Origin of the sequence: Paenibacillus sp. FSL M7-0896, from assembly GCF_037975415.1 — a bacterium.
Taxonomy (GTDB): domain Bacteria; phylum Bacillota; class Bacilli; order Paenibacillales; family Paenibacillaceae; genus Paenibacillus_AQ; species Paenibacillus_AQ silagei.
Map to the genome: position 1 here is coordinate 6,170,309 of NZ_CP150250.1, position 15,868 is coordinate 6,186,176.

The 15,868-nt window shown below is 52.7% G+C and carries 13 protein-coding genes; all 13 read right to left on the reverse strand.

Annotated features, from left to right (window positions below):
* Positions 1 to 7: 7 nt before the first annotated feature.
* Positions 8 to 670 (reverse strand): methionine ABC transporter permease, encoded by a 663-nt coding sequence (locus MKY12_RS26570; RefSeq protein ID WP_036731110.1) that lies wholly within the window; start codon positions 668 to 670, stop codon positions 8 to 10.
* Entirely contained in the window at positions 663 to 1,424 is a 762-nt protein-coding gene (locus tag MKY12_RS26575; protein ID WP_339257617.1) for an ATP-binding cassette domain-containing protein, read from the reverse strand. Before MKY12_RS26575 ends, MKY12_RS26570 begins: the two co-directional genes overlap by 8 nt.
* Positions 1,425 to 1,729: 305 nt before the next feature.
* Positions 1,730 to 2,692 (reverse strand): carbohydrate ABC transporter permease, encoded by a 963-nt coding sequence (locus MKY12_RS26580; RefSeq protein WP_339251124.1) that lies wholly within the window; start codon positions 2,690 to 2,692, stop codon positions 1,730 to 1,732.
* Complete coding sequence (locus MKY12_RS26585) at positions 2,692 to 3,666, reverse strand: ABC transporter permease subunit (RefSeq protein ID WP_209878954.1); 975 nt, start codon at positions 3,664 to 3,666, stop codon at positions 2,692 to 2,694. The genes MKY12_RS26580 and MKY12_RS26585 overlap by 1 nt, the downstream gene beginning before the upstream one ends.
* Positions 3,667 to 3,756: 90 nt before the next feature.
* Positions 3,757 to 5,457: a sugar ABC transporter substrate-binding protein gene (locus MKY12_RS26590; protein ID WP_339251127.1), complete on the reverse strand. Its 1,701-nt coding sequence runs from the start codon at positions 5,455 to 5,457 to the stop codon at positions 3,757 to 3,759.
* Positions 5,458 to 5,569: 112 nt separating this feature from the next.
* Entirely contained in the window at positions 5,570 to 7,117 is a 1,548-nt protein-coding gene (locus MKY12_RS26595) for a response regulator (protein ID WP_339311557.1), read from the reverse strand.
* A 3-nt stretch (positions 7,118 to 7,120) separates the two neighbouring features.
* Positions 7,121 to 8,944 carry a sensor histidine kinase gene (locus MKY12_RS26600; RefSeq protein WP_339311558.1) on the reverse strand — a complete coding sequence of 608 codons (1,824 nt, stop codon included), beginning with the start codon at positions 8,942 to 8,944 and terminating at the stop codon, positions 7,121 to 7,123.
* Between the two features lie 180 nt (positions 8,945 to 9,124).
* Positions 9,125 to 10,672, reverse strand: a complete 1,548-nt coding sequence (locus MKY12_RS26605; RefSeq protein WP_339311559.1) for a response regulator transcription factor — start codon at positions 10,670 to 10,672, stop codon at positions 9,125 to 9,127.
* Between the two features lie 227 nt (positions 10,673 to 10,899).
* Positions 10,900 to 11,343, reverse strand: coding sequence for a hypothetical protein (locus MKY12_RS26610; RefSeq protein WP_339311561.1), 444 nt, complete (start codon positions 11,341 to 11,343; stop codon positions 10,900 to 10,902).
* Between the two features lie 178 nt (positions 11,344 to 11,521).
* A complete protein-coding gene (gene ltrA / locus MKY12_RS26615; RefSeq protein WP_339311562.1) occupies positions 11,522 to 12,814 on the reverse strand; it encodes a group II intron reverse transcriptase/maturase in 1,293 nt (430 codons plus the stop codon).
* Between the two features lie 56 nt (positions 12,815 to 12,870).
* Positions 12,871 to 13,158: a hypothetical protein gene (locus MKY12_RS26620; RefSeq protein ID WP_339311564.1), complete on the reverse strand. Its 288-nt coding sequence runs from the start codon at positions 13,156 to 13,158 to the stop codon at positions 12,871 to 12,873.
* Positions 13,159 to 13,483: 325 nt separating this feature from the next.
* Positions 13,484 to 14,881, reverse strand: coding sequence for an ADP-ribosylglycohydrolase family protein (locus MKY12_RS26625; protein WP_339311566.1), 1,398 nt, complete (start codon positions 14,879 to 14,881; stop codon positions 13,484 to 13,486).
* 3 nt (positions 14,882 to 14,884) lie between these two features.
* Positions 14,885 to 15,841 carry a nucleoside hydrolase gene (locus tag MKY12_RS26630; protein WP_076085637.1) on the reverse strand — a complete coding sequence of 319 codons (957 nt, stop codon included), beginning with the start codon at positions 15,839 to 15,841 and terminating at the stop codon, positions 14,885 to 14,887.
* Positions 15,842 to 15,868: the final 27 nt, after the last annotated feature.

Below are 15,868 nucleotides of genomic sequence, written 5' to 3' on the forward strand. Positions count from 1 at the left end.
TAGTATTCTAGCGTTTGTCCAGCAGTCTGGCTATCGTGCTTCCCGTGAACTGGATGAGCTGCACCAGCACAATCATCACGAGAATGGCATAGATCATCACCTCAGTCTCGAAGCGCTGATAGCCGTAACGGATGGCGAAATCACCCACGCCGCCGCCCCCGACAACCCCCATTACGGTTGAAAAAGAAATGAAGCTGATCGTAGACGCCGTGAGTCCCAGCACCAGCCCTGAACGGGCCTCTACATACAGAAATTTGAAGATGATTCCCAGCTTGGATGCTCCCATCGACAATGCCGCTTCAATCGTTCCCCGCGGAACCTCCAGCAGTGATTGCTCTACCAGCCGTGAGTAATAAGCAATGGCAACGATGGACAGCGGCACCGTGGCCGCCAGTGTGCCAATCGACGTACCTACGACCAGCCGCGTGAACGGAATCAGCGCCACCACCAGCAGCAGGAACGGAAACGAACGGATGACATTGACGATGCTGTTCAGCACCAGAGACAGCCCTCTATTCTCATACAACTGGCCTTTGCGGCAAAAATACAGCAGTGTCCCCAGCGGAAGACCCACCAGCAGCGCAGCGCCTATGGCAATGCCGACCATGACAAAAGTCTCGCCGATAGACTGCCACATCTGATCCTGGTATTTCAGCATACTCTCAAACATCGGATGCCCCCGTTCTGCCGGTGATTCTCTCCCGGAAGGAGCCTGAATGCGTTCCCGGCGGGAGGAAGCCGCCCTCGCCGCGGGAGAAGGAATCTACGATCCGTCCGCCCTCCATGACGGATACCTCAGAACAGATGCTACGCACAACGTCCAGCTCATGGGTAACGATCACGATGGTTACGCCCAGGGAAGCATTGATATGACGCAGCACCTCCAGAATGTCCGCCGTGGTGCCCGGATCCAGCGCAGATGTCGGCTCATCGCACAGCAGCAGCTTCGGACTATTGGCCAGTGCGCGGGCAATCGCTACCCGCTGGCGCTGTCCGCCGCTGAGCTGGGCCGGATATTGCCCGGCTTTGTCTGCAAGGCCTACGAATTGCAGACATTCCTCCACCCGCTTCATCCGCCCTGCACGCGGCACTCCGGCAAGCTCTAGAGAGATCGCCACATTCCGGCTGACGGTAGCATTACCGATCAGGTTAAAATGCTGAAAGATCATACCGATTCTCTGCCGCTGCCGGCGCAGTTCCTTGTCCGGCAGCTCCGTAAGCTGTTGCCCGTCAACCGTAACCGTTCCTGCATCGGGCCGCTCCAGCAGATTCATCAGCCGCAGGAGCGTGGACTTCCCCGCCCCGCTGGCGCCAATAATACCGTGAATGGCACCCGCCTGTACTTCAAGTGATACCTGATCGACAGCCGTATAAGGGCCGTCCTTCAGAGTGAAGCTCTTGCTAACCTGAATCAGCGAAAGAATATGAAGCCCTCCCCTACAGACTGCCTGGACATGCTCCCTGAACCTCAGGACTTATTGTACTATAATTATTTAAAATCTGTTTCATTAAAAATCTCTTTAAATAATAAGGTATTTCTTCCGCTGTGTCATCATTTTTTTCAAAATGATTGCTAAGCCTTTGGAAGAGCAGAGCATTATAAGGATGCTCGCGGCTCTATGGGATTATTCAAGGGAAGCAGGATAGTACCACAAAAACGGGTGCAGTCCCTGGTAGGACTGCACCCGTTTTGCTATTTTGCATACATAAGTCTATTCGCTCTGAACGCTTATTCTTTCACACTGCCGACATTAAGACCCACTACGAAATACTTCTGCATGAACGGATACACCAGCAGTATAGGTACGGAGGCGACCACTGTGATAGCTGCCCGGATCGAAATCGGCGTGACCATCGCCCGTGCTGAATTCTGATCCATCCCCACCCCGTTGGTTACGGTAGGGTTCCCGTTAGAGTTCATCGTTGAAGACAGCAGCTTCATCAGCTCATACTGCAGTGTACTCAGATGTTGCTTGGAGGAGGTGTAGATGAAAGCATCGAACCAGGCATTCCAGGCTCCGACCGCCACGAACAGTGCAATGGTCGCCAGCACCGGCTTACAGAGCGGGAAGACGACCCGCATGAAGATTTTGAAATCCCCGGCGCCGTCGATTCTGGCCGATTCCATCAGACTCTCCGGTATAGTCCCGATGTAAGTGCGGATGACGATCATGTTGAACGCGCTGATCATCGATGGAATAACATAGACCCAGAAGCTGTTCAGCAGGCCCAGGTCCTTAATCAGGAAATAGTTCGGGATCAGACCTGCGCTGAAATACATCGTCAGCACGAAGACTACAGTAATAAACTTACGGAATACGTACTCCCTGCGGCTTAAGGTATACGCCAGCATGGTTGTCAGAAAAATATTAAGCAATGTAGAAATCACTGTACGTGCCACTGAAATCAGGAAAGCATCAAAGATCGTTCCGGTAGCAAAAATCGCCTTGTAATTCTGAAAGGTCCACTGTCGTGGCCATAAGTAAATGCCGCCGCGGATCGTATCATTTCCTTCATTAAATGAAACAGCAATGGTATTGATGAATGGATATAAAGTCACAACCACCAGACAGACCATGAAGACCGTATTGAAGGAAGTGAACAAAAACGGTTCAAGTCTGCCGGTGCCTAGGTTTCTTTTCGCCGTAAAGCCTGCTTTATGCCCAGGGCTAATCTGCCGGTTATCCGCCATTATAACAACCTCTCTTCCCCAAGCCGCTTGGAAATCCCGTTAGCCATAAGCAGCAATGTCACGCTGACCACCGTTTTGAAAATCCCGCCAGCGGTTGCGAGTGAATAATTCCCTTGTGCAAGTCCGTATTTAAGCACGAAAATATCTATCGTTTCGGCCCAGTCTACTACCAGTCCGTTGCCGAGCAGGTACTGCACTTCAAAGCCTGCTTCCAGCACATGTCCTATGGACATAATCATCAGAATAACAATGGTTGCCTTGATGCCAGGCAGGGTTACGTGCATCATTTTCTTGTAACGGTTCGCTCCGTCAATCTCGGCAGCCTCATACAGGGCAGGGTCAATGGAAGCGATGGCTGCCAGATAAATAATCGTATTCCAGCCTACTTCCTTCCACACATGTGAAGCCCCTACGATTCCCCAGAAATATTTGCCTTCACTGAGCCACAGAATCGGCTCTTTAATCAGATGCAGCTTCATCAGAACGATATTTACAATCCCGTCATTGATGGACAGCGAGGTGGCCACAATACCGGTAACGATAATCCATGACAGGAAATGGGGCAGATAGGAGATCGTCTGCACGGTTCTTTTCCAGAATACTTTCTTAATCTCGTTAAGCAGCAGCGCCAGCACGATGGCTGTAACGAAGCCGAGGATCAGATTGATAACCCCCATGGCCAGCGTATTGCGCAGGACACGAATGAAGTTATCATCGGTGAACAAAAACTTGAACTGCTTCAGTCCCACCCATTCCTGCTCGCCGAAGGACTTGGCCGGTCTGTAGTTCTGGAACGCCATGGTCCAGCCCCACACAGGAACGTAGGCAAAAAGGATAATGTAGAGCATTAAAGGCACGGACATCCAGATCAGCTGTTGTTGATTCTTAATCACGCGCCAGGTAATCGGCTGCTTTTTCTTCTTGTTCTTCTTCGGACGCCGGACGCCAGTATCTATTTCTAAGGTCTCATCCATATTCGTTGTCTCCTACTCCATCAAATTAATGTAAGGCGGAAGGCCGGTTGACGGCCTTCCACCTTCTAAAACCCGGTACCAGACCTTACATTATTTACTCCAGTTCTCAATTCTCCACTTAATCTGCTCATTGATCTTGTCTTCGTAAGCCTTCACATTGGCTTTCTCGATCTGTTCCGTATAATCGGTCCATACGGAATCGAATTCGGCCGGCTTGGCAAGAATGGCTTTCGGCAGGAACTTGGTCTGCAGCTCATTTAGCTTGGTACTGGCGATTTTGGCATCCGAGCCTTCAATCAGGTCGATGGACCAGGCAGGATAATACACAGGATTTGGCGGCGGATCGCTGAAGAAGTCCACGTAGGAATTGAAGCCATAGGCATCCAGAACTTCCTTATCGTACGGCTTCAGACCTGCTTTGTATTCTTCCGGCTGTGCAGCGGCATCCGTGGAGTTGCCGTCGCTGTAGCTTCCTTCGGTCTTAGGCAGATATTCGAACAATGATTTGGCCTTGTTGGCCAGCTGCCAGGTTGCATCGGCTGCATCATCACGCTGCTTCTGGGTTCTCATGAATCTGCCGTTCTCAACAATATAATCCTCGCCTTCTACACCCCAGGAGAACAGCTTCTGCCACTTCTCATCCATCAGGGTGTCGAGCAGCTTGATAATCTTCACCGGATCTTTGGCATTAATGCTGATGCCGAAGCCATTGTTAAGATTGAGCACCGCAAGATCGCGGTAGTGGTCTTTGGTCGACTCATCGTATACCAGCGGAAGACCTACATAAGTGCGTTCAATTTTATTCTGAGTCGTCAGTGAATCCTCAGCAGCGTTGAAGTTCCAGTGCTGGTCGAACATCCCCAGAACGGTTCCGCTGGACAGCTTTGCCATATACTGGTCGTAGTTCTGCACAAAGGTTTCTTTGTCGATAATGCCCTTCTCGTTCATCTCGTTCAGCTTCTGATAGTACTTCTTGGCATAATCCTTATTGGCAAATACCTCGGCCACGCCGTCCTTCACGACTACGCCGCCATCATTCGGATGTCCGATCAGATGCTGAGGTGCGTTGAACAGCCCCCAGTTTTTCCAGTCATAGTTCAGAATTTCGAACCCGATGGTCGGGCTTCCGTCGATTTTGGGATACTTTGCTTTATATTGCTCAATCAGGTCAAAGTACTGATCCAGTGTCTTAACCTTCGGATAGTTGAATTCCTTAAGCACTGCTTTTTGAATCCAGAAGGCCGGTCCTGAATACCATGAGCTGTTGACCTTACCGTTATATACACCGTAGTTAGGCAAAATATAAATATGTCCGTCATTCGGGTCCTTCATCATGTTCCAATATTCTGCATAATGCGCTTTCAAATTCGGCGCATGCTCTTCGATCAGGTCTTCAAGCGGGATATAAGCCCCTGCTGCTGTAAGCTTGGTGCTCCCGGTCATAAGGTCCGGATAATCCTGGCCTGCAATCATAACGCCCAGCTTCTGGTTAATATCACCTGCCAGGAATTCCATATCGAAGCTGGCACCGGTCTCCTCTTTGATCTTCTTGTAGATCTTGTTGTCCGGTGTCGGCTGTTGCCCGGCTACCCCGATAAATGCGCTAACCTTGAACGGTTCAACCTTTCCTCCCGTGTTAGCTGAAGCAGAATCCGCTGTTGTAGTCGCCTTTGCTTTGTCAGTTGTAGCAGCATTCTTGTCGTTGCCCCCGCCGCAGCCTGACAGTGCGAAGCTAAGGGTTAATAGCGCAACCAGGGAATACTTAAACGTCATTTTCGACTTGCCCCCCATTAAAGCACCTCCATAGTGTTTGTCTTTAATTTGTAAGCACTTACACAAGTAAATTATAGAGGTGAACTATCCGCTAAAATACGACCGAACTAAAGGTGTACCCCCGAAAATTTTAGAACTTGGCATGCCGGTACTCATTCGGGCCCATGTGCAGCTCCTTCTCGAACCGCTTCAGAAACTGTCCATAATTGGCATAACCGACACGTTCGGCAATCTCTGAGAGCTTCAGCCTGCTCCCGCGCAGGAGCTCAGCCGCAGCCTGAATCCGCAGATGATGCAGCTGCTCATTGAAGGTCATCCCGTTCTTCTTAATCAATAATTGCCCCAGGTATACCGGATGCAGGAAGAAGATCTCGGCCAGCTTCTGAATGCTCAGACTCTCCTGATAATGCTCCCCGATGTACTGGTTGATCTCCCGGACAATCCCATGCGACTTATAATTCTGCTCTTGCACCAGCAGATCTATGGCCTTCCCGCCGTAGGACAATAAGCGGCTGAGCAGCCCGCTCAGCGGGGTCATCGCCTGCTGAATCTCTGATACCTCAACACCCGAGGCCACTCCGCCCCCCTCGCCTGCGGCTTCTGCCCCGGGTGCGAGTGCGAATATCCGGTACATGAGGTGGATTACGAATTTGCGCACTACCTCCGGCGCCACCTGCTGTTCCCGGAAGCTGCGGGCCGCTGCCTCCAGTGCCTCGCGGTAGCCATCCGCGTCCAGGAGATTCACGCAGTCCAGCAGAGCATCCATCAGCCCGATATGGTCATAGTGATAACTGAAGGGCTTGTCCTGTACCGCGCTGTAAGCCAGCACCCCTGCCTGCTCCGGCTCGTAAAAGAAATGGAGCAACGTCTCTTTGGCCCGGCCATAACTGCCCTCTATGGACAACAAGAAGTCCTCCGGGGTTCCCAGCGCGATGTGAATCTTCCCTCTCCCGTACTCGCGCAGCAGGATATCCAGCACTTCAGCTATTCCGCCGTCTTCCCCGCTGCCTGCCGTCATGCCGTACACGATCCCAAGCAATCCCGCTTCCAGATCGATCGTCACCACTGCCTGATATCCGGCCAGCAGGGAGACTGTGCGGCTCCGTACCTCTGTGTACAGCTCCGGGACCGTCCGGATCAGGCAAATATTCCACGAAGTACTCTCCTTGAAGCCGGGCAGAGTCTCCAGCCATTCCATAAGCTCGGGTTCTCCCTTTTTGCCATATAACAGCCCCTTGATTAAGGTTACCGCCTCTTCCCCGGAAGCTGTCTCATGGATTCTTCTGCGGTTCGCCTCCTGTTCCAGCTCCAAGCGGATCTCCCGCAGCTCCTCGGTAGCCTCCTCCGGGAAGACCGGCTTCAGCAGATAGTGATTGATTCCGTAGCTGATGGCCGTGCGGGCGTATTCAAACTCACTGTAGCCGCTCAGAATGACGAACTTCGTCGAATCCGTCCCCTCCTGCCGCCACTCCCCGATCATCTCCAGACCATTCATCAGCGGCATATGGATGTCGGTAATGACCAGATCCGGCTGAAGCTGCTTCATCATCTGCAGCCCCTCCCGGCCGTTGCCGCAGGTTCCGCACAGCTCGAAGCCCAGCTCCTGCCAATCGATCCACATCTCCATACCTTCCAGAGCGCTAGGCTCGTCATCGATTAATAGAACTTTGTATTTCATCGTCTATACCTCTCTTTCCAGGGAATAATTCTTCTCAAGCAGCTTCAGGGGAATGCCAAAGGTCACTACGGTTCCCTGATCCGGCGTACTGGATATCTCGAAGCGCACCTGATCTGCGTAATTCAGCTCCAGTCTGCGGTATACATTGCGAATCCCAATGTGGGTGCCCGAGTAATCCTCCTTGCGGACCGCGAACATCAGCTCCTTCAGCTTCTCCGGCTCCATGCCCTTACCATTGTCGGATACTGTAATCTGCAGCCTGTTATCCAGCACGACCGCAGCCACTTTGATTACGCCCAGCCCCTCAATCGTCTGCAGGCCATGCTTGCAGGAATTCTCGACCAGCGGCTGCATACTCAGCTTCGGTATTTTATAATCCAGGGACTGCTCATCGATCTCAAAGGTATAATCGAATTTATCCCTGAACCTGAATTTCTCAATCCGCAGATACATGTCGATAAATGCGATCTCCTCGCGCACCGGCACCAGATCCTCCTTCCAGCTCAATAGTCTGCGCAGCAGCTTCGACAAGCTTTTTATAATATCGGTGACATCGTTATATTTGTTCTTGGTGCAGACCACCAGAATCGCATTCAGCGTGTTGAACAGGAAGTGGGGGTTCATCTGGCTCTGCAGGAAATTCAGTTCCGCCCTGACGCGCTCCATCTCCAGGTTCTTGCTCTGGATCTCCAGCTTGTACACATCGTTGATCAGGGAGTGGATTCTGGAGGTCATCCGGTTAAAATTGTGGATTAGCCCGCCGATCTCATCCCGGCCCTCATCGATGGCGATCAGCTCGAACTTCTCGTTCGTCACCTTCTGCATATGCCGGGACAGGCGTTTCACCCGGTAGTTGTAGGAGCGCAGCATGATATAGATGAATCCGCTGGTCAATACGGTCAGTGTTGTTGCCAGTCCCGCCGCATACAGCCGGATATCGAGAATCGCCTGGGAGATCCGCTCCCCCTGCGTAATTCCGACAATCCGCCAGCCTTTGAGATAATTCGCCGTCCCTACAGCCATTACCCGAACCCCCTCGCTCTCGTCCTGACTGTCCCCCCACTGATCGAATACCGGATAGGGATCATCCGTAATGTGCTGATAGCCGCTGTCCGCTGACATCACGATCTTGTTCTCCCCATTGATCAGATAGAGGCTTAGGTAATCCCGTTCCCGGACGATAATGTCATAGATCTCACTGAGGTCCAGATCGATCCGCAGCACCTTCTCATAGTTGTTCAGATTACGGTAATTGTCCATGGTCTCAATAATGCTGAGCGTCGGGGTGGATGAAGCCAGATTCTTGTTCTCCATGATCCGGTAAGCAGCAACATAGACCTGGGTAGTGGCCTTCTTGGCCTGCCGGTACCAGTCACTGAACCATACTTTATCGTTCATTACCTGATAATTCCCCCCGGATACAACCGTCTGGTTGTTCGTGAATATACTGATTCGTTCCAGCTGGTTATTGACAGGCATATAGCTGTTCATCCGGTCTCTCAATTGTTCGTTGAACATACTATAGAATTCGATAGAGTCCGTATAGGTCCGGTCCAGCATCTCGTACAGATTCTTATCCGCAGCCAGCGTGTAGCCGACAGAGACTCCCCCTTCAATAAAATCATGAATGTCCTTCCGCGCCCGCTCCATGGAAATCTCCAGATTCTGCTGCTCCCTCGATTTGATGAGATCTGTAATCCGCTCCAGGAATACCAGATTCAGCACCATGATCGGCAGGAGCACACCCACAATGTAGATAAGATAGAACTTGTAGCTTAGCGGAATATCATTGACGATGGTGCCGAATTTAAACCGTTTTGTCGCCATCCCTCACACACACCCGGCTTTCCTATCATTATAGAACTTATATGTTTTCGGGGTCCCCGCAAAGTACCTGAGTAACCTTCGAAGCCAAAGATCCCCCTTGTGGGGTTACTTTAGATTTCGGGGTCCCCGCAAAGTATCTGAGTAACCTTCGAAGCCATAGCCCCACTTTGTGGGGTTATTTTAGAGCTGTTTATTGTTGTGGGCATTCTTGTACACCGAAGGTGATGAACCCACCTTATTCTTGAACTTGTCGATGAAATAATCGGTATTGGAAAAGCCCACCTGCACCGCGATATCCGATATCTTGAGCTGGGTGCGCTTGAGCAGGCTTTTGGCCGCTTCGATCCGCTTCTCATTCAGATAATCGCTGAAGCTGCGCCCCGTCTCCTTGCGGAACAACTGGCCCAGATAGGCAGAATTCATGTGGAACTGCCTGGCGAGGTCCTGGAGCTGCAGCTTGCTGCGGAATTCCAGATCTACGTATTGAATCACGTTATAGATGGTGTTCCCCTCGTTATTAGCCCGCAGCTCGGTGAGGTACGCTGCGGTCTCCAGGCAGAGCCGGTCCACATACAGGCTAAGCTTGTAATAGTCCGTGAGTCCGCCCAAGTTGCCGTACTCCTTGTGCATCGCACACATGATCTGGTCGGGGTCTCCCTGCATCTCAGCAATACTCCGGCATAAGGTCATCTCCAGATGGGCTACCTCAGCTTGTGCAGCGTCAATACTCACCCTCTTGGCGGTCATGGCTGCGAAGGCTTCCCTGGCAGCGGCCCGGATTCTCTCAGGCACGCCTTCCTTCACCTCATCCAGCACACGCGTAAAGTGCCCGTCAGTGAATTCGGGAGACAAGCGGGCCGTACGCAGATCGTTGTAGTAGAAAATTCCGCCCCGCTCCTTCCGGTATTTAAGCCCCCAGACCTCAAGCGTCTGGGTGTACAGCTCCTGGACGGCGCGCAGTCCGTTCCCCCGGCCGCTGATCATTACAGCTACCGGTACCCCCAGCTTCGCTGACTGCACCTTCTGCACCTGAGCGGCTGCTGCCTCCAGCGCTTCCGTGGACAGTCCGGCTGAGCGAATCAGAAGCCCGGCCCTTCCGGCCGGGTCCTGGAAGACATAGCCCAGGTGATCCGGGAAGCCTTCGGTATCCCCTTCATTCAGGCTCACCGTACCTGAACCTGATATGGCAGCAGCAAGTATGCATTGCAGCTCTGTATCAGGCTGAAGCCCCAGCAGACCGCAGGCGGCGTGTTCCAGCTCCTCACTCCAATCCCCCTGGACACAACGGCTGATCAGATTATGCACCAGAATATTATGCTTCTTCCGTTCCTCTTTTCTGGAAGCGGTTTCATAATGAATAATAGCTCGGATCTTTCCGAGCAGCTCCTCGATCTCCTCATCATCCACCGGCTTCAGCAGGTAGCCGTCCACCTTGTGGCGCAGCGCAGTCCGGGCATAGTTGAAATCGTCATATCCGCTCAGGATCACGAACCGGGGCGGCGGGTCTACCGTTTCCTTCACCGCCGCAATCAGCTCCAAGCCGCTCATCACCGGAAGATTGATATCCGTCAGTAGCAGATCCGGCCTGTGCTCCCGGATCAGCCGCAGCGCCTCCCCGGCACTAAGCGCTTCAGCGCACACCTCGAATCCGCACTTTTCCCAGTCCACCATCGTCCGGAGTCCTTCCAGAACCCAGGGTTCATCGTCCACAATCATGACTTTCAGCATGAGCTCCGCTCCCCTCTCAATCATCTAAATTTGGTAAGTAATAGAATTACAAGTAATGCTAACATACAAGTTTAATCCTGTGAATGTTAAGTTAAGCGGATGTCATGCCCTTATCTAGCATTACTTATTCAGCACAAACAGGGAAGAACGCAGCCTGTGTGGCATGGCTGCGGACTTCTCTGTTATCAACTTACCTTCTTAGCGGCATATTGTAATCGGTTTTTCACCTACATTCGGCAAACTTTCCTTTCCATACGAGAACAAAATGCCTGCGGCATCCCCATTGTGATCGGTTTTTCGACCATATCCGGCCCACACGCCTCTGCCGCACCGAATGTAGTCGGTTTTTCGACCACATTCGGCCCACACGCCTCTGCCGCACCGAATGTGGTCGGTTTTTCGACCATATCCGGCCCACACGCCTCTGCCGCACCGAATGTGGTCGGTTTTTCGACCATATCCGGCCCACACGCCTCTGCCGCACCGAATGTAGTCGGTTTTTCGACCATATCCGGCCCACACGCCTCTGCCGCACCGAATGTAGTCGGTTTTTCGACCACATTCGGCCCACACGCCTCTGCCGCACCGAATGTGGTCGGTTTTTCGACCCTATCCGGCTGTTCGGTGAAATCAGCGAAGTCATTCCTATTACTGATCCAGAATATAGTCATCCTGCCGATGCTCCAAGACACTTACCCCCAACTTTATGCACAACTTATCCATATCGGACGCAAATCACAATTTCCTCTAGAGTAAAGGGCTGGAGTAACCCAGCCCCTCCTCATCAAACCGTACGTGAGGTTTTCCCTCATACGGCTTTCCGATGTTTGTCATTCATGGGCATGCAGATTACAATAGCGTTTTTAGTCCGCACTTATTGGCCATATACTTGACCTCCGGGAATGAACTCATCCATCTCCTCCGATTTCTCTTCTTTGCATACCACCGGGTGAATCGCTGCAGAATATACCAATCCAGCTTCGCTAACCTCTTTTGGCTATACTTCGTGTAATAATAATTTCTCCATCCCTGTATCTTGGGATTGAGCCATTCCACGTGTTCCTCAAACGATTTCCAGCGCATGCCGGGTGGTGCTAATCGGTCTTTGACCACGCCCCGGATACGTTCCTCTGCCTTCTTCGTTAGCCACTGCTGTGTGGTATAGTACACCTTCCCTTGAGAGGTTTCTGCTTTCGTTTTTCGGTGGTGCATTCCTAAGAAGTCGAAGCCTTCGTCTCCTGTCCACAGACCTACAATGCGGGTTTTGGTCGGATGTAGCGTGAGTTCCAGACGTTCCATAATGTTGCGGATGAGTTCATACGCATGTTCCGCATCCTTTTTGGTTTTACAGACCACAACGAAGTCGTCAGCATACCTCGTCAGTTCTCCCAGCCCACTTCCGTGTTTCTCCCATAACCGGTCAAAGTAGTTCAAATAGATATTCGCCAGCAGTGGCGAAATCACGCCACCTTGGGGTGTCCCTAAATCGGAGCGCCGTACGTTTCCTTCTTCCATCACTCCCGCATGTAGCCACTTCCGTATCAGCTTCAAGATCCGCCTGTCATTGATACGCATTTGTATTAACTTCATGAGCTTCTCCTGATTGATATTGTCGAAGTAGCCTTGGATATCGATGTCGACTATCCAATTTCCTTTGCGGTTGCAGGCTTTACGAATTCGCTCCAACGCTCCTTTCGCACTTCGTTTCGGACGAAATCCGAAGGAGACTTCTTTAAAATCGGCTTCAAAGATGGGTTCAATCACCAGTTTCGTTGCCATCTGTAGGACTCGGTCACGCACGGTAGGGATGCCTAGCGGTCTTGGCTTCCCGTCTTTCTTTGGGATATAGTGCCGACGTACGGGCTGCGGATGGTAGCTGCCTTCTTTCAGTTCTCGCTCGCATTCCTTGAGGAATCTTGTTTCTCCTTGTTCTTCAATATCTGCGAGCGTTACGGCATCTACTCCCGCAGCTCCCTTATTCGCTTTCACCCGTTTCCAGGCTTCGCCTAGCACATCCCACCGGTAGACTTTGTCGTACAAGGCGTGGAATTTACGCTTGTTGTTCTCCTTGGCCGCATGACCTAGCTTTTCTTGGAGTTCTTGAACTTTTTCCTTGGGTGTCGTTAGCCGTTTGGCATTCACTCACTCGTACCTCCTCCAAAAGCGTAAACAAAGCAGGGCTCCTTCCCTCCCTAAGATTATGTTGTCCTTAGGTTCTTCGGTACTATAAGCCCCTCGGACTCCCTTCCCACAGACGGTTCATTTCGTCTTCTGGACTTATAGAGCGTCTCTTTACGGGTTCCTAAAAAAAAATTTTTTTCTTTTTTTTCTTTTTTTTTTTTTCTTCCGTGTGGGGGAGGGTCTCCCCAGTTCACTGCATTATCTTTCAATCCATGCCGTTCCCTATACGCCGGAGGATTCTTCACTGCTGTTCCAAGTTCTTTACAGTTTCCTTGGCCTTCGTCTATTGATTCGAGACTCGGCATCCTCTCTTCCCCTTCGCAAGGCCTTTTTGACGGCGCGGCAAGATTCACTTCATGTTGCGGCCTGGATTGTTGCTCGCCCGGTCTCTGGCCGGTACTTTTGTCGATGCGCTTTTACACACAGATTTCGCCATGCGCAAGCATCCTAGCTACAAAGGTGGCTTGGTCCCTCCTTTGGTTGGACTTTCACCAACTAGATAATGCGTGCCTCTGGGCACGCAATCAACAAAAAAGCCGCCCAACCGCACCGGATGTTTTCCCCTGAAAACATCCGGTGCGAGGCGACTTCACAAAAAACACTCAAATATAATTAGTATCTGTATTAGCCCTATTCCTCTTCTCCCAGCTCCGCCCGCAGCTTCAGGAACACCTGATAGCTCCGCTCCGCGACCTCAGAGATGGCGATCGGGTGGAAGCCCGGCAGATCCGCATACAGCAGGTCGTTCAGCGGTGCGGTCCATTGGACCGGCAGCTTGGCAGCACCCAACTTCGCTCCCATAATAGAGCCAACGGTCGCGCCGTTGCAGTCCGTATCCATCCCGGCCGCGACCGAGGTGACCACTGCTTTCTCGAAGTCATCGCCGCCGTAGATCAGCGAGGCCGCCACAATAGCAGCGTTGTTGTTCGTATGCACCGGGTCGTAATGGCTGAACTCGTTCCAGAGGGTGCTGACCAGCTCACGCTCACTGCCTGCCTGCTGTGCAATTTCAACTCCCCGCAGCACATCTTTAGCCAATCTGCTCGTCTGCGGAATCTCACTCAGGCCGATCTGGACAATCTCCTGATTGCTGAGGCCTGCGAAAGCTGCTGAGATCATTGCTGCATTGAACATCTCGCCGTAGATCCCGTTCTTCACATGCGAGAAGGAGGCATCCCGCCAGCCCAGCTCCGCAGCCAGCTCGGGATGTCCGGCCGCTCCATAAGCCAGGGCATCCGCTCGGATCGCCGCACCAATCCATTCCCGGTACGGATTCAGATGCATCCGTACCCGCTCCTGCCGCAGCGGCCAATCCGCCGGCTTCTCCCCGTGCAGATGGGAGGTCTCCTGAGCAAAGTTCATATAGCTCTGCGTTTCGGCCGTGCAGACCTGACTGTAGGTCAGATGCCCGTGCCACAGCTTGCCGATATCCCAGGAATCCCAGTTCAGCCCTTTTTGCTCCAGCAGCATCAGACCAAGCACGGTATAACGAATATCGTCATCGCTCTCCATGTAGCTGATCTTCTCACGCGTGCTGGTGAATGACCAGTCGCTTAAGCCGAGGCCGTATTCCTCGCGTGCTGTAGAATGCTCAGGAGTATAACCTGTAATCGGCCAGGCATCCGCACCGCGGAACCACAGCTCGATATTCTCCCAGCCGGTCCGGCCATCCTTGCCGTACAGATAGTCCCAGTATTCCAGCGGCTTGCCCAGCGCGCAGCCTACACTCCGCCCGAGCCAGGCCCCGTAGAACCGGTCTCTCCACTGGTCCGGCGTCCAGTCCACCGCAAGCTTGCGCGGACCTTCCGGACGGAGCTGCCGGATCCCCGCCAGATCCGAAGGCTCCTTATAAGGAAAATCAGCGGATACAGGAAGTGCCATCAGCTCCCGGTAGACCTCCATCAGCTTGTCCTCATCGCTCCCGGCCGCATCCAGCTTCTCCGCCAGACTGCCCGGCTGGCAGCCTTCCTCGATCCGCTGCTGCAGCTCGAACCTTACCGTCTCCTGCAGACGTTCCCAGCCCGCCATCCGCTAGGATTCTCCTGCCGGAGACCCCAGCTGCCGGTCTAACCGTTCCAACGAATCGAACAGCAGCTTGATGAAGGCTTCGCGGTCTACACCAAGCAGTACCTCCGTATTCGCAGGCTGATCCGGCTTCTTGCGGCGGTCCGCCACAGTCATGCCGCGGGTAAGCTTGCCTTCGGTCTCTACGGTTACATACAGGTGCTCGGATTCGAACAGCTCCGGGTGCAGCAGCCAGGCAATGGCGCAAGGGTCATGCAGCGCATTGCCGACAAAGCCCATTTTCTTCCCGTAGATCGAATAGAAATCCAGCAGCTCGCCGACCATGACGGACACGGGACCGCGCGTCTTCAGCTCCTGAATCTCCTCTTCGAAGATCGCCGCTTTATCTGTCACATCCAATCCGCTCATGACAATCGGAATGCCGGATTCGAAAACGATCCGCGCCGCCTCCGGGTCTACATAAATATTGAACTCCGCTGTCCGGGTCACATTGCCGTAAGCCAGTCCGCCGCCCATTAGAGAGATCTTCTCGATCCGCTCCTTCACTTCCGGGTACGCCGTAATCAGCAGGGCGATATTCGTCAGCGGGGCGGTAGGCACCAGAGTGATCTTCTCTTCCGAGGCGCGGATAATCTCCAGCATGAATTCTACTGCCCCCTGCTCTACGGGCTTGAACTTGCTCGCCGGCAGCGCCGGGCCATCCATGCCCGACTCCCCGTGGGCTTCCTCTCCGGTAACAAGCTTGCCCAGCAGCGGCGCCGCAGCGCCCTTGGCTACCGGAATATCTGCATTTACAAAGCTGAGAATCTTGAGGGCATTGTCGGTAATTTTATCCAGAATCTGGTTGCCGCCAACGGTTGTAATCCCCCGGATATCCAGCTCTCCCGGATGTGCCAGCGCAAGCAGAATGGCAATCGCGTCGTCATGCCCCGGATCGCAGTCAATAATGATAGGTGTTGGCATCGTTGTCGCTCCCTTAGGTTAGTTGTG

Coding starts and splice junctions, on each gene's coding strand:
- MKY12_RS26595 (WP_339311557.1), bottom strand. CDS start 7,117: ATGAAATACAAAGTTCTATTAATCGATGACGAGCCTAGCGCTCTGGAA.
- MKY12_RS26610 (WP_339311561.1), bottom strand. CDS start 11,343: ATGACTATATTCTGGATCAGTAATAGGAATGACTTCGCTGATTTCACC.
- MKY12_RS26585 (WP_209878954.1), bottom strand. CDS start 3,666: ATGGATGAGACCTTAGAAATAGATACTGGCGTCCGGCGTCCGAAGAAG.
- MKY12_RS26590 (WP_339251127.1), bottom strand. CDS start 5,457: ATGGGGGGCAAGTCGAAAATGACGTTTAAGTATTCCCTGGTTGCGCTA.
- MKY12_RS26580 (WP_339251124.1), bottom strand. CDS start 2,692: ATGGCGGATAACCGGCAGATTAGCCCTGGGCATAAAGCAGGCTTTACG.
- MKY12_RS26570 (WP_036731110.1), bottom strand. CDS start 670: ATGTTTGAGAGTATGCTGAAATACCAGGATCAGATGTGGCAGTCTATC.
- MKY12_RS26600 (WP_339311558.1), bottom strand. CDS start 8,944: ATGGCGACAAAACGGTTTAAATTCGGCACCATCGTCAATGATATTCCG.
- MKY12_RS26620 (WP_339311564.1), bottom strand. CDS start 13,158: ATGCCGAGTCTCGAATCAATAGACGAAGGCCAAGGAAACTGTAAAGAA.
- MKY12_RS26605 (WP_339311559.1), bottom strand. CDS start 10,672: ATGCTGAAAGTCATGATTGTGGACGATGAACCCTGGGTTCTGGAAGGA.
- MKY12_RS26630 (WP_076085637.1), bottom strand. CDS start 15,841: ATGCCAACACCTATCATTATTGACTGCGATCCGGGGCATGACGACGCG.
- MKY12_RS26625 (WP_339311566.1), bottom strand. CDS start 14,881: ATGGCGGGCTGGGAACGTCTGCAGGAGACGGTAAGGTTCGAGCTGCAG.